Source organism: Curvibacter sp. T50 (assembly GCF_057219955.1).
Genome location: NZ_JBXVVU010000003.1, coordinates 196,354 through 215,741 on the forward strand (window position 1 = coordinate 196,354; position 19,388 = coordinate 215,741).

General features: G+C 64.0%; 20 protein-coding genes and 1 tRNA gene. 12 read left to right on the plus strand and 9 right to left on the minus strand.

Annotated features, from left to right (window positions below; genetic code table 11):
- The first annotated feature begins 13 nt into the window (after positions 1-13).
- Genes AC2EBU_RS12550 through AC2EBU_RS12560 form a run of 3 tightly spaced genes read left to right on the plus strand, consistent with a single transcriptional unit; the run spans position 14 to position 1,229 of the window.
- The gene (locus tag AC2EBU_RS12550) at positions 14-304 is read left to right on the plus strand and encodes a DUF6127 family protein (protein ID WP_484610765.1); all 291 of its coding nucleotides are present in this window, start codon (positions 14-16) and stop codon (positions 302-304) included.
- Complete coding sequence (locus AC2EBU_RS12555; RefSeq protein ID WP_484610766.1) at positions 301-777, plus strand: hypothetical protein; 477 nt, start codon at positions 301-303, stop codon at positions 775-777. The genes AC2EBU_RS12550 and AC2EBU_RS12555 overlap by 4 nt, the downstream gene beginning before the upstream one ends.
- The gene (locus tag AC2EBU_RS12560; protein WP_484610767.1) at positions 774-1,229 is read left to right on the plus strand and encodes a lysozyme; all 456 of its coding nucleotides are present in this window, start codon (positions 774-776) and stop codon (positions 1,227-1,229) included. Before AC2EBU_RS12555 ends, AC2EBU_RS12560 begins: the two co-directional genes overlap by 4 nt.
- Before the next feature lie 13 nt (positions 1,230-1,242).
- On the opposite strand, the gene cadR is transcribed toward AC2EBU_RS12560, so the two are convergent.
- Positions 1,243-1,707, minus strand: coding sequence for a Cd(II)/Pb(II)-responsive transcriptional regulator (gene cadR, locus AC2EBU_RS12565; protein ID WP_484610921.1), 465 nt, complete (start codon positions 1,705-1,707; stop codon positions 1,243-1,245).
- A gap of 102 nt (positions 1,708-1,809) precedes the next feature.
- Here cadR and AC2EBU_RS12570 point away from each other — a divergent pair, with 102 nt between their 5' ends.
- From AC2EBU_RS12570 to AC2EBU_RS12605, 8 genes are all read left to right on the plus strand, one after another.
- A complete protein-coding gene (locus AC2EBU_RS12570) occupies positions 1,810-4,047 on the plus strand; it encodes a heavy metal translocating P-type ATPase (protein ID WP_484610768.1) in 2,238 nt (745 codons plus the stop codon).
- Positions 4,048-4,051: 4 nt separating this feature from the next.
- On the plus strand, positions 4,052-4,825 hold the full coding sequence (locus tag AC2EBU_RS12575) for a transglutaminase domain-containing protein (RefSeq protein ID WP_484610769.1): 774 nt from the start codon (positions 4,052-4,054) through the stop codon (positions 4,823-4,825).
- Positions 4,826-5,436: 611 nt separating this feature from the next.
- On the plus strand, positions 5,437-6,720 hold the full coding sequence (locus tag AC2EBU_RS12580; protein WP_484610770.1) for a TolC family protein: 1,284 nt from the start codon (positions 5,437-5,439) through the stop codon (positions 6,718-6,720).
- Positions 6,721-6,781: 61 nt separating this feature from the next.
- Positions 6,782-7,339, plus strand: a complete 558-nt coding sequence (locus AC2EBU_RS12585) for a hypothetical protein (RefSeq protein ID WP_484610771.1) — start codon at positions 6,782-6,784, stop codon at positions 7,337-7,339.
- A complete protein-coding gene (locus AC2EBU_RS12590; protein ID WP_484610772.1) occupies positions 7,336-8,466 on the plus strand; it encodes an efflux RND transporter periplasmic adaptor subunit in 1,131 nt (376 codons plus the stop codon). The genes AC2EBU_RS12585 and AC2EBU_RS12590 overlap by 4 nt, the downstream gene beginning before the upstream one ends.
- 1 nt (position 8,467) lies before the next feature.
- A complete protein-coding gene (locus AC2EBU_RS12595) occupies positions 8,468-11,587 on the plus strand; it encodes an efflux RND transporter permease subunit (RefSeq protein ID WP_484610773.1) in 3,120 nt (1,039 codons plus the stop codon).
- Positions 11,588-11,632: 45 nt separating this feature from the next.
- Complete coding sequence (locus AC2EBU_RS12600) at positions 11,633-12,019, plus strand: hypothetical protein (protein WP_484610774.1); 387 nt, start codon at positions 11,633-11,635, stop codon at positions 12,017-12,019.
- Positions 12,020-12,077: 58 nt separating this feature from the next.
- Complete coding sequence (locus AC2EBU_RS12605; protein WP_484610775.1) at positions 12,078-12,602, plus strand: hypothetical protein; 525 nt, start codon at positions 12,078-12,080, stop codon at positions 12,600-12,602.
- Positions 12,603-12,774: 172 nt separating this feature from the next.
- Here the strand turns inward: AC2EBU_RS12605 and AC2EBU_RS12610 are convergent, their stop codons facing one another.
- Positions 12,775-13,920 carry an ABC transporter substrate-binding protein gene (locus AC2EBU_RS12610; RefSeq protein ID WP_484610776.1) on the minus strand — a complete coding sequence of 382 codons (1,146 nt, stop codon included), beginning with the start codon at positions 13,918-13,920 and terminating at the stop codon, positions 12,775-12,777.
- Between the two features lie 137 nt (positions 13,921-14,057).
- On the opposite strand from AC2EBU_RS12610, the gene AC2EBU_RS12615 reads away from it, so the two are divergent.
- Positions 14,058-14,145: transfer RNA gene (locus tag AC2EBU_RS12615), tRNA-Ser, on the plus strand.
- A gap of 47 nt (positions 14,146-14,192) precedes the next feature.
- Here the strand turns inward: AC2EBU_RS12615 and ureG are convergent.
- From ureG to AC2EBU_RS12650, 7 genes are all read right to left on the minus strand, one after another.
- Positions 14,193-14,855: an urease accessory protein UreG gene (gene ureG / locus AC2EBU_RS12620; RefSeq protein ID WP_484610777.1), complete on the minus strand. Its 663-nt coding sequence runs from the start codon at positions 14,853-14,855 to the stop codon at positions 14,193-14,195.
- A 30-nt stretch (positions 14,856-14,885) separates the two neighbouring features.
- The gene (locus AC2EBU_RS12625) at positions 14,886-15,593 is read right to left on the minus strand and encodes an urease accessory protein UreF (protein ID WP_484610778.1); all 708 of its coding nucleotides are present in this window, start codon (positions 15,591-15,593) and stop codon (positions 14,886-14,888) included.
- Positions 15,590-16,255: an urease accessory protein UreE gene (ureE, locus tag AC2EBU_RS12630; RefSeq protein WP_484610779.1), complete on the minus strand. Its 666-nt coding sequence runs from the start codon at positions 16,253-16,255 to the stop codon at positions 15,590-15,592. Before ureE ends, AC2EBU_RS12625 begins: the two co-directional genes overlap by 4 nt.
- Before the next feature lie 37 nt (positions 16,256-16,292).
- Positions 16,293-18,011, minus strand: coding sequence for an urease subunit alpha (gene ureC, locus AC2EBU_RS12635; protein ID WP_484610780.1), 1,719 nt, complete (start codon positions 18,009-18,011; stop codon positions 16,293-16,295).
- A gap of 12 nt (positions 18,012-18,023) precedes the next feature.
- Positions 18,024-18,329, minus strand: coding sequence for an urease subunit beta (locus AC2EBU_RS12640; protein WP_484610781.1), 306 nt, complete (start codon positions 18,327-18,329; stop codon positions 18,024-18,026).
- 19 nt (positions 18,330-18,348) lie between these two features.
- Complete coding sequence (locus AC2EBU_RS12645) at positions 18,349-18,930, minus strand: HupE/UreJ family protein (protein ID WP_484610782.1); 582 nt, start codon at positions 18,928-18,930, stop codon at positions 18,349-18,351.
- Between the two features lie 87 nt (positions 18,931-19,017).
- Positions 19,018-19,320, minus strand: a complete 303-nt coding sequence (locus AC2EBU_RS12650) for an urease subunit gamma (RefSeq protein WP_484610783.1) — start codon at positions 19,318-19,320, stop codon at positions 19,018-19,020.
- Positions 19,321-19,388: the final 68 nt, after the last annotated feature.

Genomic DNA, 19,388 nt, shown 5'->3' on the forward strand with positions numbered 1-19,388 from the left:
CTGGAGCACGCAAATGAACGCACCGACTGTGACAGAGGGCATGGTGACCATGCCCAAGGACGAATTCGAAGAACTGCTGGAGCGCGTCGCCGAACGCGGCGCTCGCCACGCGCTGGCTGACGTGGGCCTCGACGGCGAAGACGCGGCCAGCGACATCCGCGAGCTGCGGGGCCTGCTGGAGGCGTTCAACACGGCCAAGCACACCGCGTGGCAGACGGTGGTCAAGGTGATCACCACCGGCTTCCTGCTGGCGCTGGTCGCAGGCGCAATCATCAAGCTCAAGGTGTTCGGAGGTGGCCAATGATCGAGACACTGCTCGGTGGCCTCCTGGGCGGGGCCTTCCGTCTTGCACCCGAACTGCTCAAGTGGCTCGACCGCCAAGGCGAGCGTGGCCACGAACTGGCGATGCAAGACAAGGCGCTGGAATTCGAAAAGCTGCGTGGCGCGCAGCGCATGGCCGAAATCGGCGCGAGCGCCGATGCGGCGTGGAACGTCGGAGCCATCGATGCGCTGCGCGACGCCGTCCGCACCCAGGGTGAGAAGACCGGCGTGCGCTGGGCCGACGCGCTCTCAACCAGCGTGCGTCCGGTGATCACCTACTGGTTCATGGCACTGTACTGTGCAGCCAAGACGGCGGCATTTGTGGCTGCCGTGACCGCTGGTGCTGGCTGGGGCACAGCCATCCTGCACGCCTGGACGGAAGCGGATCAGGCGCTGTGGGCTGGTGTACTGAACTTCTGGTTCCTCGGGCGCGTGTTCGACCGGGTGCGTTCGTGAGCGAAGTGCCGAAAACGGCCATCGAGCTGGCCAAGCGATTCGAGGGGTTCCACCGCGTGCCGAAGGTCGATCCTGGACGCGCACACCCGTACATCTGTCCTGCAGGGTACTGGACGATTGGCTACGGCCACCTCTGTGATCCGAAGCACCTGCCGATCACCGAGACCGAGGCCGAGGTCTATCTGGCGCGCGACCTGCAGACGGCGCTCGCCGCGACGCTGCGTTACTGCCCGGTGCTCGCCGCCGAACCCGAAGGGCGACTTTCGGCCATCGTGGACTTCACATTCAACCTTGGCGCGGGGCGGCTGCAGACGTCGACGTTGCGTCGGCGAGTTAATCAACGCGACTGGGTTGCGGCCGGGCAGGAACTGCGCCGATGGGTCTATGGCGGCGGGAAAGTGCTGCCGGGACTCGTCGTCCGACGCGAAGCAGAGTCACGCCTACTGGGCTGACGCCAACATCTCCTCAGTGTTTGCCTTTGATACTGTGTGAGCCATGCACATGAACCCGACGAGCGGACGAATCGTGATCTTGCCGAGACGCCGCAGACAACTCGGTCAAGATGCCACATTGGCTGGCCTGTTGAGATTCACGGCAGGTTTCCCGCAAAGTCTTGAGCTGTCGCTCCAGACCCTTTAACTCCTTGATCCGGGCGGCTACATGACCGATGTGCTCGTCGAGCAGATCGTTCACCTGTGCGCAATTCTCGTGAGGTGAGTCCTTGAAGGTCAAAAGAATCCGGATTTCTTCCAAGGTCATGTCCAGCCCTCGACAGTGCCGGATGAACGACAGTCGGGCAACGTGCTCGTCCCCATAGACGCGGTAGTTTCCCTCTGTTCGTGCTGTTTCTGGCAGCAAACCCTCGCGCTCGTAGTACCGAATTGTCTCTACTTGGGTGTGAGTGGCCTTGGCCAATTCGCCGATTTTCATATCTGCACCTTGGGTGTCAGTGGTTTGACCCAAGGGCATATTGTACTCGCTTGACACTGTAGTGGCTACAGGGTTTCTAATAGATCCAACCAGGAGAAAATCATGAGCCCCTCAGACCAGCATCAACTAACTGATGCAGACAACACTTGCGGCTGCAGCAGTAGTCAAGCATCACCGGCTGCTATCGAACCGACCGCTTCCACCAATGCGACCGCCGGATTGCATCGGTTTCGCATTGCCAATATGGACTGCGCATCAGAGGAGTCGGAAATTCGCCGTGCGCTAGAGGGAGTGGCGGGCGTCAGGAGCTTGCAGTTCAACCTCCGTGATCGTGAGCTGACCATTGCCGCAGATGACGCGGCCTTGCCGCAAGCTCTGGCAGCGATTCGCAACGCCGGTTTCAAGCCTGAGGCGAACGGCATTGAAGGCGAAACGACTCAGGTGAAAACGGCTATCCCATTGGGTTTTTGGGCTACTTGGGGCAAGCTGATCAGTGCTCTGGGTCTGGCATTGGCCGCCGAAGGTTTGGCGTTCGCGCTCCCGGACAGTTGGACAGTGAAAGCCATAGGCATGGCGTTTGCATTCTTTGCCATCGGATTGGCGGGTTTTTCTGTCTATGCCAAGGGGCTGACGGCGCTGCGGCAGGGGCGCTTGAATATCAACGCACTGATGACGGTGGCTGTCACGGGGGCGTTCCTGATTGGTCAGTGGCCAGAAGCAGCAATGGTGATGGCCCTGTACGCTATTGCAGAAGCGATTGAAGCCCGTGCAGTAGATCGCGCCCGCAATGCCATCAAGAGCCTGCTGGCACTCGCTCCGGAGCAGGCCGAAGTGCGTCAGGCCAACGGCGACTGGGAACGCATGTTCGTCAAGGCAGTGACTGTCGGGGCGACGGTGCGCATCCGCCCAGGTGAACGAATTCCGCTGGACGGTATCGTGACGCTGGGTCAGAGTGCGGTCGACCAATCTCCCGTCACCGGCGAGAGTCTGCCAGTTGACAAGGCCCCCGGTGACGAGATCTACGCGGGCACTATCAATCAGGCGGCGGCACTGGAAATGCGGGTCACCGCTCCCGCTTCGGACAGCACTTTAGCCCGCATCATCCACGCGGTCGAGCAAGCCCAATCGTCGCGTGCACCAACGCAACGCTTCGTAGATCGATTTGCTGCTATCTACACCCCGGCGGTGTTCGTGCTAGCCGTCGCCGTAGCTCTTTTTATGCCCTGGCTGATGGGTTGGGACTGGACGCACGCGCTCTATAAGGCGTTGGTGCTGCTGGTCATTGCTTGTCCTTGTGCCCTAGTGATCTCCACCCCCGTAACGGTGGTCAGCGGCCTTGCAGCCGGCGCGCGCCGGGGCATTCTGATCAAAGGCGGTGTGTACTTGGAGGAAGCCCGCAAGATCAAGGCCGTGGCCCTGGATAAGACCGGCACCATCACCGAAGGCAAGCCTAAACTGGTGGCCTTCGAGTCCATGGACACGAGTGCCGATCAAGGGGCGTTGGAAGTGTTCGCAAAAAGCCTCGCGGTTCGCTCAGATCACCCGGTTTCCAAGGCCATTGCCGAGGGGCTTCCGACAGGGGTGCAAGACGTTGCTGAGTTTCAAGCCGTCGCAGGGCGTGGTGTTCAGGGCGTGATCAGCGATCACCCCTACGTGCTGGCCAACCACCGTTGGATTGAGGAACGCGGACAGTGCTCGGCAGAACTCGAAGCCCGTCTAAAAGTACACGAAGAGGCCGGGCGCACAGTCACGATCCTTGCTAACTCCCAGCGCCTGATGGCCATCTGCGCAGTGGCCGACACCATCAAGCCTTCCTCCGCGCAAGCGGTCGCCGAGCTTAAATCTCTAGGGGTGACGCCGGTGATGTTGACCGGTGACAATGTCGCAACAGCACGAACTGTGGGGACACAGGCGGGCATTGACGAGGTGCGCGGCAACTTACTTCCAGAAGACAAGCTGGAAGCGATTGGTGACCTACAGCAGCGCTTTGGCATGACGGCCATGACCGGTGATGGCATCAATGATGCACCGGCCCTAGCCAAGGCCAACATTGGCTTTGCGATGGGAGCGGCAGGAACCCATACCGCGATGGAGGCCGCCGACGTGCTGATCATGAATGATGACTTGCGCCGACTGCCCGAAACGATAAGGCTCTCAAAACGCACGCACACGGTGCTCTGGCAGAACATCAGCCTGGCGCTGGGTATCAAGTTTGTGTTCCTGTTGTTTACTCTCTTCAACAATGCCTCGATGTGGATGGCCGTGTTTGCGGACATGGGGGCGAGCTTGTTGGTGGTATTAAATGGACTGCGCTTGCTCAGTCAAAAAGTGCGCAGGTAACCCTATGAAAATCATTGAACCAGTCGACCTCAGTCATCTGACAGAGCCAACAGAGCTTCTGAATTTCAGACATCCTACCGTTCAGTCGTTGGTCGCTGGCCGCCGGTGGCGAGAACTCGGCATTCGCGACCGGATCGGTGCGGCATACAAGTTCGTCAGAGATGAGATCGCATTTGGCTACAACAAGGCAGACGACTTGCCCGCATCGCAGGTGTTGGCCGATGGCATCGGCCAATGCAACACCAAGGGCGCACTGCTGATGGCCTTGCTCCGTGCGCTTGACGTACCGTGTCGATTTCACGGCTTCACCATCGACAAGGCTCTGCAAAAAGGTGCGATCACCGGCATCGCCTACTGGCTCGCACCACGCAGCATCATTCACAGTTGGGTTGAAGTCTGGTTCGAGGAGAAGTGGGTCAACCTCGAAGGCTTCATTCTTGACTGTGGCTACCTTGGCGCGTTGCAAAGGCGCTTTTCAGATCATCGGGGCGCATTCTGTGGGTTCGGAGCAGCCACACCCGATCTACAAAATCCGCGTGTAGAGTGGCTTGGAGAGGATACTTACATCCAGAAAGACGGGATCAACGCCGATCTCGGCATCTACGATGCGCCAGACGCTTTCTATGCTGCGCGTGGCATCAATCTATCAGGGATAAAGCGCTGGCTGTTCCAGTGCCTTGTGCGGCATTGGATGAATCGCAACGTGGCTGGCATCCGAAATGCACGGTTCAATCGCCAAGCACCCAGCGCCAACACACCCCGAAGTGGTCTGGGTTGAGTTGAATTCGACAACAAATGCCTGTTTGGTTTCGGTCAATCATCGTCGATGATTGCCAAAAAAAGTCTATAGCTGCTACACTGTTAACTATTATGCGTCGATGGCTGGCAATTTTTCTATTGGTGTTCATGCCGCTGCAGCTCACTTGGGCGGCGGTGAGCACCTATTGTCAGCACGAAAGCGGTGCCGCAGCCAAGCATCCCGGCCACCACGATCATGAGCATAAGGCTGCGGATGGCAAGGACACATCGCCTGAACCGGTCAAGTATGGTGGTGGTGATCCTGATTGCGCGGCCTGCCACGCTGGATGCGCTTCTGTCCCGGCTGACGGTCTCACGATTCACTTGGTTGCCGACTCATCGCTTGCCACAGAGGATCGCCGAGCGCGCCTCACATCCCCGCCTTTCGAACGCCCCGAACGCCCTCAGTGGCGTGCCCTCGCCTGATCGGCGGGGAGCGCGTTCCTTTCCTCGTCGTCACCAAAGCAGTCACGCTTCGCATGTGACCGCATGAGGCCGTCTTTGCACGGTTGATGTGACGATGTAGTAGGCGACCATTTGGATCGCCCCCGCCGATTCCCTCGTGTACTTAATTCACTGGAGAATCGGATCTTGAACGGTATTCATAATCACAAACGACGGGCATCACTTCCCGTCCTCAGCGCCACGCTGGCGATTGCACTGAGCGCTGGCGCAGCGGGTGCCTTGGCCCAAACCGTTGCGAAGCCCGTGGGGCTGACGCTGAGCCAGGCCTTCGAAGCGGCGTGGGCGCGCCAACCGGAGCTGGCAGCCCTGGCGGCCCGCCGAGATGCAGCCCGGGCGCAGCAGCAAGCCGCGCAGTCCTGGACACCCGAGCCTGTGGCGCTGGAGGTGACCGGCAAGACCGACCGCCTCAACCGCAATCTCGGCACACGCGAATACGAAGCAGGCCTTGCGATCCCCCTGTGGCTGCATGGCGAACGCGGGCGCAGCCAGGCACTGGCCCAGGCCGAAGGCCGTGCTGTCGAAAGCCGCACCACCGCAGCCCAGCTGCGTGTGGCTGCCGCCGTGCGTGAAGCCTGGTGGAACTGGCAACGCGCGCGTGCCGATGCCGCCACTGCACAGGGCCAACTCGACAACGCGCAACGGATCGCAGCCGATGTCGGCAAACGGCTCAAGGCCGGCGATCTGGCACAGGCCGACCAGCACCAGGCCGATGGCGCCGTTGCTGCCGCCCAGGCGACGGTGGCGCAGGCGCAAGCGGCCGTGATCGTGGCCGAGCAGTCCCTGCGCACGCTGGTGGCGTCGCCCGGCCTGGCGCTCACAGCTGGTCCGGTCGATCTCATCGCCGAGCCGGAGCCTGGCGCTGCGGAAACAGACATGGACACGCACGGCGAGTTGCTGGCGCTAAAGGACCGCGCCTCGGTGGCCGAAGGCGTGGCGGCCCTCGCGGCGACGCAGTCGCGCGCCAACCCCGAACTGATGATCGCCACCACGCGCGACCGCGGTGCCTCCGGCGAGGCCTGGCAACAGACCTTCACGGTCGGCGTGCGCATACCTTTCGGGGCGGGTCCGCGTCACGACGCGCGCACGGCCGCCGCGCGGGCGGAGAACATCGAGTTGCAGGCGCAGCTGAATCTGGAACGGACCCGGCTGTCGAGTGAACGCGACTCGGCCAAGGCACGCACCGACTCGGCCCGGCTGCAGTTGGCAGCGGCGGAGCGCCGCGCACAACTGGCGCGCGAGTCCCGCGGCTTCTTCGACAAGTCCTTCCGCCTGGGCGAGACTGATCTGCCGACCCGGCTGCGCATCGAGGCCGAAGCGGCCGAGGCCGATCGTCAGGCTGCGCGCAGCCGCATCGAGCTCGCAGCCGCCATCTCCGCCTGGCGCCAAGCGCTTGGCTTGTTGCCGCAGTGAAGCCCGCAGCTGCGATGAAGCCAACCGACACTCAACCCAACACTCTTCCGGACATCCACCCATGAAACTCTTCCACACTCTGGTCGCGATTCCTATCGCGGTCCTGATCCTGGTACCGAAACTTGCAATGGCAGGCGAGGGCCATGACCACGGCGAAGCCGCACCCACGGCCTCTGGTCCCGTCCTGCCCAGATTCGCCGCCGTGTCGGACTTGTTCGAACTGGTCGGCGTGCTCAACGGCAAGCAGATTACGCTGTACCTGGACCGTGTCGCTGACAACAGCCCGGTCACTGAAGCCCAGATCGAACTCGAGATCGGCGGCAAGAAATTCAAGGCGGCCAAACAAAGGACAGACGAGTTCGAAGTCGTGCTGGCCGAAGCGCCCAAGCCTGGCGTCCTGCCGATCATCGCCACGGTGAATGCCGGGTCCGACGCCGACCTGCTGGCAGGCGAACTCGACATCCACGAAGCTGCACACGCTGATGAGGCAGCACATGCCCACTCGTGGAAGGAATATGCCGGCTGGGCGGCGGGAGGAATCGCCGTGCTGGTGATGCTGCTGACGGTCGGTCGCCGCGTGCTGTCGTCGCGCCAGACCCGTGTCGGAGGTGTCGCATGAAGCGCGCCCTGATTCTTTCCAACGCGCGGCAGGCCATCGTCGCCAGCATCGTGATGATGCTGTCCACGGTGCATCAGGCACAAGCTGGCGAAGGCCATGACCATGGCGACGGCGGCGCTGCGCCCAGCGCGAACGGCCCGCAGCGGCTGCCCGACGGCAGCGTGTTCCTGCCCAAGCCGGCACAGCGCCAGCTGGGTGTGCGCACCCTGACCACGGTCGACGCCGAGCTGCCGCGCTCGGTGGAACTCACCGGCAAGGTGCTGATGGACCCGAACGCCGGGGGCAAGGTGCAGCCGCTGAATGCCGGCCGCATCGAGCCCGGCCCGCGCGGTCTGCCCAATCCGGGCCAAGCGGTGCGCAAGGGCGAGGTGCTGGCCTACGTGGTGCCCTCTGCATCACCCATCGAACGCTCCAACCAGTCGTCCCATCTGGCCGAGCTGCGCGCGGCCAAGTCGCTGGCCGACAAGCGCGTGGCTCGCTTGAAGGAACTGGCGGACACGGTGCCGCGCAAGGACATCGAAGCCGCAGAGAGCGAGTCCGCCAGTCTGGCTGAGCGCATTGGTGCGATCGGTGGCGGCCTGGCCACGCGTGAAGCCCTGGTGGCGCCCGTGTCCGGCGTCATCGCGTCGGCCCATGCGGTGGCCGGGCAGGTAGTGGATGCGCGCGAGCTGCTGTTCGAGATCGTCGACCCGAGCCGCCTGCGCATCGAGGCCTTGGCCTTCGATCCTGCCCTGGCCGCCAATGTGGGCAGCGCCACGCTGTCCATCGGCAACCAGCGCGTGCCGCTGGAGTTCATCGGTGCCGCGCGCAGCCTGCGCGAGCAGGCGCTACCGCTGGGCTTCCGCGCCCAGGGCGCTACCCTCAACAGCCTGGCCGTCGGCCAGCCGGTGCGTGTCTTCGTGCAAACCCGCGAGAAGGTCAAAGGGCTGGCGGTCCCGGTCGCTTCGCTGATGAAGAACCCGGCCAATCAGACCATCGTCTGGGTCAAGACCGCGCCGGAACGGTTCGAGCCCCGCACGGTCATGACCGAATCGCTGGACGGCATCAGCGTGTCGGTCACCGCCGGCCTGAAGGCCGGCGACAAGGTCGCCACCGAAGGCGCCACCTTGATCAACCAGGTGCGCTGACATGTTCAAGTGGCTACTCGACAACAGCCTCGGCAACCGGCTGCTGGTGATCATCGCCAGCGTCGTGCTGATGGCCTACGGCGCGTTCACGCTGACGCGCACGCCGGTGGACGTGTTCCCCGACCTCAACAAGCCCACGGTGACCATCATCACCGAGGCCGGCGGCATGGCCGCCGAGGAGGTGGAACAGCTCATCACATTCCCGCTGGAAACCACGATGAACGGCCTGCCGGGTGTGGAGACGATCCGCTCCACCTCGTCGGCCGGCCTGTCCTTCATCTACGTCACCTTCGACTGGAGCACCGACATCTTCCGCGCCCGCCAACTCGTCAGCGAGCGACTCGCGGCGATGGAGGAAGGCATTGCCGAAGGCGTGCTGCCCCGCATGGGCCCGATCAGCTCGATCATGGGCGAGATCATGCAGATCGCGATCCCCGTGGACACCACGAAGATCAGCGCGATGGCGGTGCGCGAATACGCCGACTGGGTGTTGCGCCCTCGCCTGCTGTCGGTGCAGGGCGTGGCGCAGGTCATCCCCATCGGCGGCGAGGTGCGGCAGTTCCAGGTCCAGCCCAACACCGTGCGCATGGCAGAACTCGGTATCACGCACGAGCAACTGGAAGCGGCGTTGAAGGGCTACTCCAGCAACACCTCGGGCGGCTTCCTGGAGCTGAACGGGCGTGAGTACCTGATCCGCAACCTGGGGCGAACGTCGCGGCTGGACGACCTGAAGAACCTGGCCCTGACCTCCAAGGTGGGCCAACCGATCCTGATGCGCCAGATCGCCGAGGTGACTTTCGCTGCGGCCAACAAGCGCGGCGATGCCGGCTATGAAGGCCAGCCGGCCGTCATCCTGGGCATCCAGAAGCAGCCTTCGGCCGACACCATCGCGCTGACGCGGAACATCGAGGAAGCCCTGGCGGGGTTGAAGACTTCCTTGCCGGCCGGCATGCAGGAACCCAAGGTCACCTTCCGCCAAGCCAGTTTCATCGAGGCCTCGATCACGACGCTGCAGGGCAAGCTGATCGGCGCTTCGGTGTTCGTGGCCGTGATCCTGTTCTTCTTCCTCGGCACGCTGCGGCCCACGATCATCGCGTTGACCGCGATCCCGGTGTCGATCTTCATCACGGCCCTGGTTTTCCGCTACTTCGGCCTGTCGATCAACACCATGACGCTGGGCGGTCTGGCCATCGCCATCGGTGGCCTCGTGGACGACGCGGTGGTGGGCGTCGAGAACGTGCTGCGCCGCTTGAAGGAAGACCGCGCCAAACACCCGCACTCGCGCATCCACCCGTTGGAAGTGGTGGCGCACGCCACGATGGAAGTGCGCTCGGCGATTTTGTACGCCACGGTGATCATCGTGCTGGTCTTCATCCCGCTGTTCGCGCTTCCGGGGCTGGAAGGCAAGCTGTTCGTGCCACTGGGTATCGCCTTCATCGTGTCGACGCTGGCTTCGCTGATCGTCTCGGTGACGGTTACGCCAGTGCTCAGCTTCTACCTGCTGCCTCGGATGAAGAACCTCGACCACGGCGACACAAAGGTGTTGCGCTGGTTGAAGTCGGCCTACCAGTCGTCTCTGCAGTCCGTGCTGAACGCACCGAAGGCCGCGCTGGCGGCGGCCGGAGTGGCGGTGGTGGTGGCTGCGGCTGCCGTGCCCTTCTTCCCGACCACTTTCCTGCCGCCTTTCAACGAAGGCACGCTGCTGATCGGGCTGCGGCTAAACCCGGGCGTGACCTTGGCCGAAACCTCGGCGCTGGCGCGCCAGGCTGAGGTGCTGGTGAGCCAGGTACCCGAGGTCACGCACGTGGGCCGGCGCAGCGGCCGGGCCGAGCTGGACGAACACGCCGAAGGCGTGCACGTCAGCGAGCTCGACGTGGGCCTGAAGCCCACCGCCGAGCTCACGCGCACCATGGACGAGATCAAGGCAGACATCCGCGCGCGCCTGGTCAACCTGCCGGCCGCGCTGGAGATCGGCCAACCGATCTCGCACCGTATCGACCACATGCTCTCGGGCGTGCGTTCGCAGATCGCCATAAAGATCTTCGGCGAAGACCTGGATGCACTGCGCGGCCAGGCAGACGTGCTGCGCGCGAAGCTGGCCGCCATCCCCGGCATTGCCGACCTACAGATCGAGAAGCAGGTGCTGGCGCCGCAGATCAAGGTGCGTGTGGACTACGCTGCTGCGGCTCAGTATGGCGTACCGGCACCCCAGGTACTGACCACGCTGCAGAACCTGGTCGAGGGCGAGAAGATTACGCAGATCGTCGAGGGCAGCCGGCGCTTTGCGCTGGTGGTGCGGCTGCCGGAGTCGGCGCGTTCGGTGGAAGGTCTGGGCCAGATCCTGATCGAGACGCCGAACGGCCGTATTCCGTTGTCGAAGATTGCGACCATCGAAGATGGCGACGGTCCGAACCAGATCAGCCGCGACGACGGCAAGCGGCGCATCGTGCTGTCGGCCAACGCTTCCGGGAGGGCCTTGTCGGAGATCGTGGCTGACATCCGCAAGGTGGTGGCCGAAACGAAGCTGCCCGAGGGCTACTTCATCACTCTCGGCGGCCAGTTTCAGGCGCAGGAAGAAGCCTCGCGCTTGGTCGGTCTGCTCAGCATCGTGTCACTGACCTTGATGTTCGTGGTGCTCTACAGCCGCTACAAGTCCAGCGTGCTCGCAGCGCTGATCATGGTGAACATTCCTTTGGCGCTGGTGGGTGCGGTGCTGGGCTTGTGGCTGTCAGGCCAGCCCTTGTCCGTTGCCGCCTTGGTCGGCTTCATCACCCTGGCGGGCATCTCGGTGCGCAACGGCATCCTGAAGGTCAGCCACTACATCAACCTGATGCGATTCGAGGGTGAGAACTTCGACCACAAGATGATCCTGCGCGGCTCGCTGGAGCGGCTGAGCCCGGTGTTGATGACGGCGCTGGTAACGGCCTTCGCGCTGGCGCCTTTGCTGTTCGAGGCCGAGCAGCCCGGTACCGAGGTGCTGCACCCGGTGGCTGTGGTGATCTTCTCCGGCCTGATCAGCTCCACCCTGCTTGACACCTTCCTCACGCCCGCGATGTTCTGGCTGTTCGGCCGCAAGCCTGCCGAAGCATTGATGGACAGCAAGGATACCGAGGCGCTTTGATCCCATCCCCCATGTCAACGTTTTCCACCCCCTGAAAGGACTCTCATGAAGACGACAACTCTCCTCGCTGCCCTTGCCCTGACCATGGGCGGCACAGCCTTCGCTGCAGGCGACAAACACGCTCACGCCCACGAGCACAAGCCCATGCATGGGGGCGTGGTCGTCGAGGTCAAGGACATGGACTACGAACTTGTCGCCAAACCCGATGTGCTGCAGTTGTACCTGCGCGATCACGGAAAGCCAATTGACATCAGCAAGGCAACGGCAAAGATTACTTTGCTCTCGGGTGCCGAAAAACAAGAGGTCGAGTTAAAGCCGACCGGGGACAAGCTTGAAGCCAAGGGAAGTTTCAAGGTTACGCCTGGCACGAAAGTTGTCGCGCAAGTCAATCTTGCAAGCAAGGCTGCGACGGCAAGATTTGTTTTGAAATGACTCTGGGGCCGAGAGGGACATTCCTCTCGGCATTTTCCAACACAATTGAAAGGCAACCATGAACTTTCTTGTCAAAGGTATTTTGACACTAGCAGCTGTACTTGCATTTGCTGGCTGTGCGACACCGGTTGATCGCTTGGCTGAGAAGCCTTACTGTCACAAGGATCGTGGCAGAAACGCCTACTGCACCAAAGATGCTGCGCCCAGTCTTACAAGAGACGAAGAAGCGAAGCAGTTTTCCTCTAATCCTGAGGCTCTTACGGTATACATAGTTCGCTACTGGGGGGATGGTCACCATCCTATGGACATTTCGGTCGATGGCGGTGCAGCGATGGAAACTGTTCCCAACTCAATGATCCGCCTGCGAATGAAGGAAGGTAGTCATCGAATCTCTTTCAGTGTCGGCGGGAAATCGTTTGATCGAACAATTTCCGGGATGGCAGGAGAGGTTCGCTTGGTGGGCATTACTGGCACGGACTGGTCTTGGGGTAGTTCGTCTCACGTGTGGGCAGACGATTCTGATGATCAGATAAAAAGACAGGCTCGCCGGTCTCGTCTGATTAAAGACATCTCTTTGCTTTGACCCAATTCGGCCAAATCGTCGAATCCGCGCCCTAAAGGCCCGTGCGTTACTATCTGGTTCTGAAAGCGGACGCGGGTTCGGTTCCGTGTTCCACCACCACCTTCAGGAGCCCGGATTCCCTCCGGGATTTTCTTCTTTCGGGCGGGCGAACGGGCGGCAACCCTGCGGCGGATTACTTCACCAGTTTGCCCTGGCTGTTAATCACGGTCAGTTCCACAAACCGGGACGCACTGGCGCCACCCCGGGAGAAGCTCACTTCCATGCCGCCGACGTCATAGTTCTTCAGGGACTGCATCGCTGTCACAAGGCTCTCCCGAGTCAGACCTCTGCCTGCACGGCGCAAGCCCTCGGCCGCGACCTTGGCATTGATATAGCCTTCGAGGCTGAGATGGGAAAACTCGGAATGTCCGGCTGCCTTCATGGCCTGTTGGTATTCGCGCACGATCGGCAGGACCGCGTTGTTGGGGAAAGGCACGACCTGTGCGATGGCAACACCGGTTCCGTCGTCGCCCAGCGCTTTCAGGTTGCCAGCCGTGGCGAGCACCGACAGGGCGTACATCTGCAAACCTTTTCGGTTTTTGTTGACCATCTTGATCGTTTCTATGGTCGGCTTCCCCGCCAGACCCAGAACCAGCGCATCGGGTTGCGCCGCCAGCAATTTGGTGACGGCGGCGGCTGCATCACTGGCGTTGTTCTCGACCGACGCGACGGCGACCGCCTTGAGCTTGCGTTGCTCAAGTGATTCGTTTGCCGCCGCGAGCACCTCTTTGCCGAAACTGTTGTTCTGGTACGCGATGCCGATGCGCTTGAAACCGATGGTGGTCAGGTGCTGGATCAGCTTGTCGGCCTCATCGGCATAGCTGGCGCGCAGGTTGAATACGTTCCGATACTCCGGCTTTCGGATCGACGGGGCGCCGGTAAACGGCATGAGCAGCGGCAGGCCGGCTTTCTGGGCAACCGGGATCAGCGCTTCGTTGTTGGGTGTGCCAAAGGTGCCAAACAGGGCCAGCACATCGGCGCTGATGAATCCCTCGACGTTCTCGATGGTCTTTTTGGCGTCATAGGCGTCGTCCTTGCTGTCAAGAACGACCTTGCGACCGTTGACCCCTCCTTTGGCATTCAGAGCGTCAAAATAGACTTTGGAACCTTTCAGAACCTCCTGGCCCAAGTCGCCCAAAGGGCCGGTCAAGGTCGTGCTTTGGCCCAGCACGATGCTGTCTCCTGCCACGCCCGACTGCGCCACTGCCGCAACGGGAAGCAGCAGTCCCGCCCCGAGTACTGCCGCAACCTGGCGGCGATTGAAGTGCTTTGTATTCATTTTTTGTCCTCGCATCGCTTACGAATTTCAGCGTTCAGTATGCGCGCAAAGCACGCCATTCCGCTACGGCCGGTCTCTGCGTTTTGTGGTGTGTTGCCATCGTGTCACAGCCGCGGCCGGTTAGAATCCCCGCCTTCGGAAGTGTGGCAGAGTGGTCGATTGCACCGGTCTTGAAAACCGGCGACCCGAAAGGGTCCGTGAGTTCGAATCTCACCGCTTCCGCCAGATCAAACCACCCAAAGCGCCCTCCGGGCGCTTTTTTTTGGCTGCGTTCAGGCCGTCGCCGCCAGCATGCCGCGTTCTTCGATGAACCGGACCACGGCTTGCAGCCCGTCGCGGGTTTTCAGGTTGGTCATCACAAAGGGTTTGAGGCCTTTGGGTGTGGTGCGCATGCGCCGGGTGTCCGCTTCCATGACCGTCAGATCGGCGCCCACATGGGGCGCCAGGTCGGTTTTGTTGATGACGAACAGGTCGCTTTTGGTGATGCCGGGGCCGCCCTTGCGGGGGATTTTTTCGCCGGCCGCCACGTCGATGACGTAGATCGTCAGGTCGGAGAGCTCGGGGCTGAAGGTGGCGGCCAGGTTGTCGCCGCCGCTTTCCACGAACACGATGTCGGCGTTCGGGTGCTCGGCCAGCATGCGGTCGATGGCTTCCAGGTTGATGGAGCAGTCTTCGCGGATGGCGGTGTGCGGGCAGCCGCCGGTTTCCACGCCCATGATGCGCTCGGCCGGCAGCGCGCCGCTGACGGTGAGCAGCCGCTGGTCTTCCTTGGTGTAGATGTCGTTGGTGATGGCCACCAGGTCGTAGCGCTCGCGCATGGTTTTGCACAGCATCTCCAGCAGCGTGGTCTTGCCGGAGCCGACGGGGCCACCGATGCCCACCCGCAGCGGCGGCAGGGGTTTGGTGCGGTTCGGGATGTGGTGCAGGGTGCTCATGGGTGTCGGATCTCGGTGGAAAAACGGGCGTCAGGAACGGAACAGGCGGGAATACTGGGTTTCGTGCTGCGCGGACAGGATGGCCAGCATGGGCGAAAACGCCTGGGGCGCGCCGGCCGGCAGCGCCAGCGCGGTGTCGACGGCCGCCGGAATCTCGGCCGCCAGGCGCGCCAGCACCCGCTGGCCGGCGTTCTGACCCAGCGGCACCGCCTTGAGTGCGGCCTGGACCATGTTTTCCGCCCAGCCGAAGGCGTGGGCCAGCGCGATGTCGCGCGCGCCGGCCTCGGTGCGGGCGGCGGCCAGGGCGCAGGCCACGGGGTAGCTGGGGTCCATGGCGGCCAGGGCGTCGGTCTGGGCACGTCGGGCCGCGTCGGCGCCGTCCTGGTTGCGCAGCCAGTCGAGCAGCGAGCGGCCCATCTGTTCGGTCTGCAGCCGCAGCTCGGCGGTTTCGCGCGTCGAGAGCACCCAGCGGTTGAGGGCCTGCACCCGCGCCAGGTCGCCGGCGCGCCAGGCCGCCACGGCCTGCACCAGCACGGCCAGGTCGCCCCGCGCCAGGGTCAGGTGCAGCTGGTGCGACAGCCAGTCGACTGCTTCATTTTCAGTAGCAACCAATGACCTTTCCACGCTGGCTTCCAGCCCTTCCGAGTAGGAAAAGCCGCCGATGGGCAGCGCGGGGGAGGCCAGCCAGATCAGCTGCAGCAGGCTGGCGGCCGGCAGGGGGCCGGGCGGCGTGGTCATTCGTGGTGGTGGCCACAGCCGGGGCCGTGGACATGGACCGGTGTGGCGGCCACCACCGGGATCCCGACCGGGCGCGCGGACGCTCCGGAAGCGGGTCCGGGCGCTGCGGCGTGGTGGTGCGCGTGGCCGTCGTGGCCGTGGGCAGGGCTGTGGTCGTGGCCCTCATGACCGTGTGGGTGGTGCGTGTGTCCGTGATGCCCGTGGCCGCCGGCGGCGTAGGCCCCCCCTTCCGGCTCGAACGCCTCCTGGGTCTCCACGACGGTGAGGTGCATGGCGCGCAGCAGGTCGGCCAGCACATGGTCGGGTTCGATCTTCAGGTGATCGGGGGCCAGTTCGATCGGCACGTGGCGGTTGCCCAGGTGATAGGCGGCGCGGGTCAGGTCGAACGGGCTGCCGTGTTCGGCGCAGGCGGTGATGCGCAGCACCGGCTGCGGCGCGGCGACGACACGGATCAGCGAGCCGTCCTCGGCCACCAGCACGTCACCCCCGCGCACCACCGTGCCACGGGGCAGGAAGATGCCCAGCGAGCGGCCGGACGAGTCGGTGGCGGAAAAGCGGCTTTTCTGGCGCACGTCCCAGTCGAGCTCGACGGTGGGGGCGCGGCGCACCAGTGCGGCGGCGAGGCCCTGGCCCCGGGGAAGAATCTTGGCGACCTGTTGCATGGCGAAAGGGCGGCGCCGTCGGGGGCGCCGGTTCGGTTCAAAACAGGAAGTATCGCTGCGTCATCGGCAGGCTGCTGGCGGGCTCGCAGGTCAGCAGCTGGCCGTCGGCGCGCACCGCGTAGGTCTGGGCATCCACCTCCATGCGCGGGGCGTAGCCGTTGTGGACCATGTCGCGCTTGCCCACCCCGCGGATGCCGCGCACCGCCGACACCGGCTTGGCCAGGCCGAAGCGCTCCCGGATGCCGGCCGCCAGGCCGGCCTGGGACACGAACGTCAGCGAACCGCGCGCCAGCGCGCCACCGAAGGCGCCGAACATGGGCCGGTAATGCACCGGCTGGGGGGTGGGGATGGAGGCGTTCGGGTCGCCCATGGCGGCCATGGCGATGAAGCCGCCCTTGAGGATCAGCGAGGGCTTGACGCCAAAAAAGGCGGGCTTCCACACCACCAGGTCGGCCCATTTGCCGACTTCGATGCTGCCCACCTCGTGGCTGATGCCGTGGGCGATGGCGGGGTTGATGGTCAGCTTGGCCAGGTAGCGTTTGACGCGGGCGTTGTCGTGGCGGTCGGTGTCGCCGGGCAGGGGGCCGCGCTGCAGCTTCATCTTGTGTGCGGTCTGCCAGCAGCGCAGGATGACCTCGCCCACCCGGCCCATGGCCTGGCTGTCCGAGCTGAACATGCTGATGGCACCCAGGTCGTGCAGGATGTCTTCGGCCGCAATGGTTTCCTTGCGGATGCGGCTTTCGGCAAACGCCAGATCTTCGGCGATGGCCGGATCCAGGTGGTGGCAGACCATCAGCATGTCGACGTGTTCGTCCAGCGTGTTGACGGTGTAGGGCCGCGTCGGGTTGGTGGAGGAGGGCAGCACATTGGCCTCGCCGACCACCTTCAGGATGTCGGGCGCGTGACCGCCGCCTGCGCCTTCGGTGTGGAAGGTGTGGATGGTGCGGCCCGTGAACGCCGCCACCGTGTCTTCCACAAACCCGGATTCGTTCAGCGTGTCGGTGTGGATGGCGACCTGGGTGTCGGTTTCTTCCGCCACGTTCAGGCAGTTGTCGATGGCGGCGGGGGTGGTGCCCCAGTCCTCATGAAGTTTGAGGCCGATGGCGCCGGCGTCGATCTGCTCGCGCAGCGCACCGGGCAGGCTGGCGTTGCCCTTGCCCAGAAAACCCAGGTTCATCGGAAAGGCGTCGGCGGCCTGCAGCATGCGCTCGATGTTCCAGGCGCCGGGTGTGCAGGTGGTGGCGAAGGTGCCGGTGGCCGGGCCGGTGCCGCCGCCGATCATCGTGGTGACGCCGCTGCACAGGGCCTCTTCGATCTGCTGCGGTGCGATGAAATGGATGTGGGTGTCGATGCCGCCGGCGGTGACGATGTTGCCTTCGCAGCTGATGACCTCGGTGCCCGGGCCGATGACGATCTCCACGCCAGGCTGGGTGTCGGGATTGCCCGCCTTGCCGATGGCCACGATGCGCCCGCCCTTGAGGCCGATGTCGGCCTTGACGATGCCCCAGTGGTCCAGGATGAGGGCGTTGGTCAGCACCGTGTCCACCGCGCCGGCGCTGCGGGTGCGCTGGCTCTGCGCCATGCCGTCGCGGATGGTCTTGCCGCCGCCGAATTTCACTTCCTCGCCGTAGCCGCCGGCGCGCAGCGTGTGGTCGTCTTCCACCTCGATGACGAGTTGGGTGTCTGCCAGCCGAACCCGGTCACCGGTGGTGGGGCCGAACATTTCGGCGTAGGCGCGTCGTCCGATGCTTGCCATGTTGTGCTTCTTTCAGAGTGCGCCCTGCACCAGGCCGCGAAAACCGTAGACGGTGCGGTCGCCGGCGTAGTCCACCAGCTCCACCGTGCGCTGTTGGCCGGGCTCGAAGCGCACGGCGGTGCCGGAGGCGATGTTCAGCCGCATGCCGCGCGCGGCGTCGCGGTCAAAGCCCAGCGCCGCGTTGGTTTCGGCGAAGTGGTAGTGCGAGCCCACCTGGATGGGCCGGTCACCGGTGTTGCGCACCACCAGGGTCAGGGTGCGGCGGCCGGGGTTGAGGGCGTGTTCGCCCTCGTCGATGAGCAGTTCGCCGGGGATCATGGCTTCAGGCCCCCTCTGTTCAGGCCATGCGCAGCAGCAGCGTGGCGCCCAGCAGCGCGACGGCGCCACCGGCGGCCGTGCCGGCCAGGCGGTGCCTGGCCTGCAGCCAGTGGCCCAGGCCCACGCCCGCCAGGTGCAGCGCGGCGGTGGACAGCACCATGCCGGCCAGCGCCAGCCACTGGGCGTCACCGCCCAGCTCCTGGCCGTGTGCGGCGCCGTGGAAAAAGGCAAAACCGCCGGCCAACGCGGCCGCGGCCGCCAGCGGCAGGCCGCGCCGGGTGGCCACCAGCAGGCCCAGCACCAGCAGCGAGGCGGCAATCATCGGCTCCACGCCCGGCACGGACAGCCCAGCAAACCCGCCCAACGCGCCCGTCGCCAGCAGCAGCACAAACGCCAGCGGCGCGACCCAGACCGGGCGCACCGCCAGCGCGCTCCACAGGCCCACGGCCAGCATGGCCGCCAGGTGGTCCGCCCCGGTGAAGGGGTGCAGCAGGCCGGCCAGCAGGCCGGTGTGGCTGTGGCCGTCGCCCCCGGTGTGGGCCAGGGCGACCACCGGCAGCAGCAGGGCGGTCAGCAGGGTGATTTTTACTCTTGTTTTCATAGCACACAATGACCTTTCGACGCTGGGTATGGGCAAAAAAAGCTTGAAATTCTGTGGACGGGGCGGTTTCCGGCGGCGCGGCAGGGCTCAGACGATGGGCTGGTGCACGGTGACCAGCTTGGTGCCGTCCGGAAAGGTGGCCTCGACCTGGATGTCGGGAATCATCTCGGCGATGCCGTCCATGACGTCGGCGCGGGTCAGCACCTCGCGGCCGGCGCTCATCAGCTGAGCCACGGTCTGGCCGTCGCGGGCGCCTTCCATCACGGCGGCGCTGATCAGTGCCACCGCTTCGGGGTAGTTGAGCTTCAGGCCGCGCGCCTTGCGCCGCTCGGCCAGCAGCGCGGCGGTGAAGATCAGCAGCTTGTCTTTCTCGCGGGGGGTGAGTTCCATGACGTCGGCACAAAAGCGGGGGAGGTGGTCATCATCGCAGCAAAGGCCGTGCCCGGCCATACGCCATC

Bases quoted from the DNA above. Each gene is read 5' to 3' on its own strand.
- AC2EBU_RS12550 (WP_484610765.1), top strand. From the start codon at position 14: ATGAACGCACCGACTGTGACAGAGGGCATGGTGACCATGCCCAAGGAC.
- AC2EBU_RS12555 (WP_484610766.1), top strand. From the start codon at position 301: ATGATCGAGACACTGCTCGGTGGCCTCCTGGGCGGGGCCTTCCGTCTT.
- cadR (WP_484610921.1), bottom strand. From the start codon at position 1,707: ATGAAAATCGGCGAATTGGCCAAGGCCACTCACACCCAAGTAGAGACA.
- AC2EBU_RS12570 (WP_484610768.1), top strand. From the start codon at position 1,810: ATGAGCCCCTCAGACCAGCATCAACTAACTGATGCAGACAACACTTGC.
- AC2EBU_RS12575 (WP_484610769.1), top strand. From the start codon at position 4,052: ATGAAAATCATTGAACCAGTCGACCTCAGTCATCTGACAGAGCCAACA.
- AC2EBU_RS12585 (WP_484610771.1), top strand. From the start codon at position 6,782: ATGAAACTCTTCCACACTCTGGTCGCGATTCCTATCGCGGTCCTGATC.
- AC2EBU_RS12590 (WP_484610772.1), top strand. From the start codon at position 7,336: ATGAAGCGCGCCCTGATTCTTTCCAACGCGCGGCAGGCCATCGTCGCC.
- AC2EBU_RS12595 (WP_484610773.1), top strand. From the start codon at position 8,468: ATGTTCAAGTGGCTACTCGACAACAGCCTCGGCAACCGGCTGCTGGTG.
- AC2EBU_RS12600 (WP_484610774.1), top strand. From the start codon at position 11,633: ATGAAGACGACAACTCTCCTCGCTGCCCTTGCCCTGACCATGGGCGGC.
- AC2EBU_RS12605 (WP_484610775.1), top strand. From the start codon at position 12,078: ATGAACTTTCTTGTCAAAGGTATTTTGACACTAGCAGCTGTACTTGCA.
- AC2EBU_RS12610 (WP_484610776.1), bottom strand. From the start codon at position 13,920: ATGAATACAAAGCACTTCAATCGCCGCCAGGTTGCGGCAGTACTCGGG.
- ureG (WP_484610777.1), bottom strand. From the start codon at position 14,855: ATGAGCACCCTGCACCACATCCCGAACCGCACCAAACCCCTGCCGCCG.
- AC2EBU_RS12625 (WP_484610778.1), bottom strand. From the start codon at position 15,593: ATGACCACGCCGCCCGGCCCCCTGCCGGCCGCCAGCCTGCTGCAGCTG.
- ureE (WP_484610779.1), bottom strand. From the start codon at position 16,255: ATGCAACAGGTCGCCAAGATTCTTCCCCGGGGCCAGGGCCTCGCCGCC.
- ureC (WP_484610780.1), bottom strand. From the start codon at position 18,011: ATGGCAAGCATCGGACGACGCGCCTACGCCGAAATGTTCGGCCCCACC.
- AC2EBU_RS12640 (WP_484610781.1), bottom strand. From the start codon at position 18,329: ATGATCCCCGGCGAACTGCTCATCGACGAGGGCGAACACGCCCTCAAC.
- AC2EBU_RS12645 (WP_484610782.1), bottom strand. From the start codon at position 18,930: ATGAAAACAAGAGTAAAAATCACCCTGCTGACCGCCCTGCTGCTGCCG.
- AC2EBU_RS12650 (WP_484610783.1), bottom strand. From the start codon at position 19,320: ATGGAACTCACCCCCCGCGAGAAAGACAAGCTGCTGATCTTCACCGCC.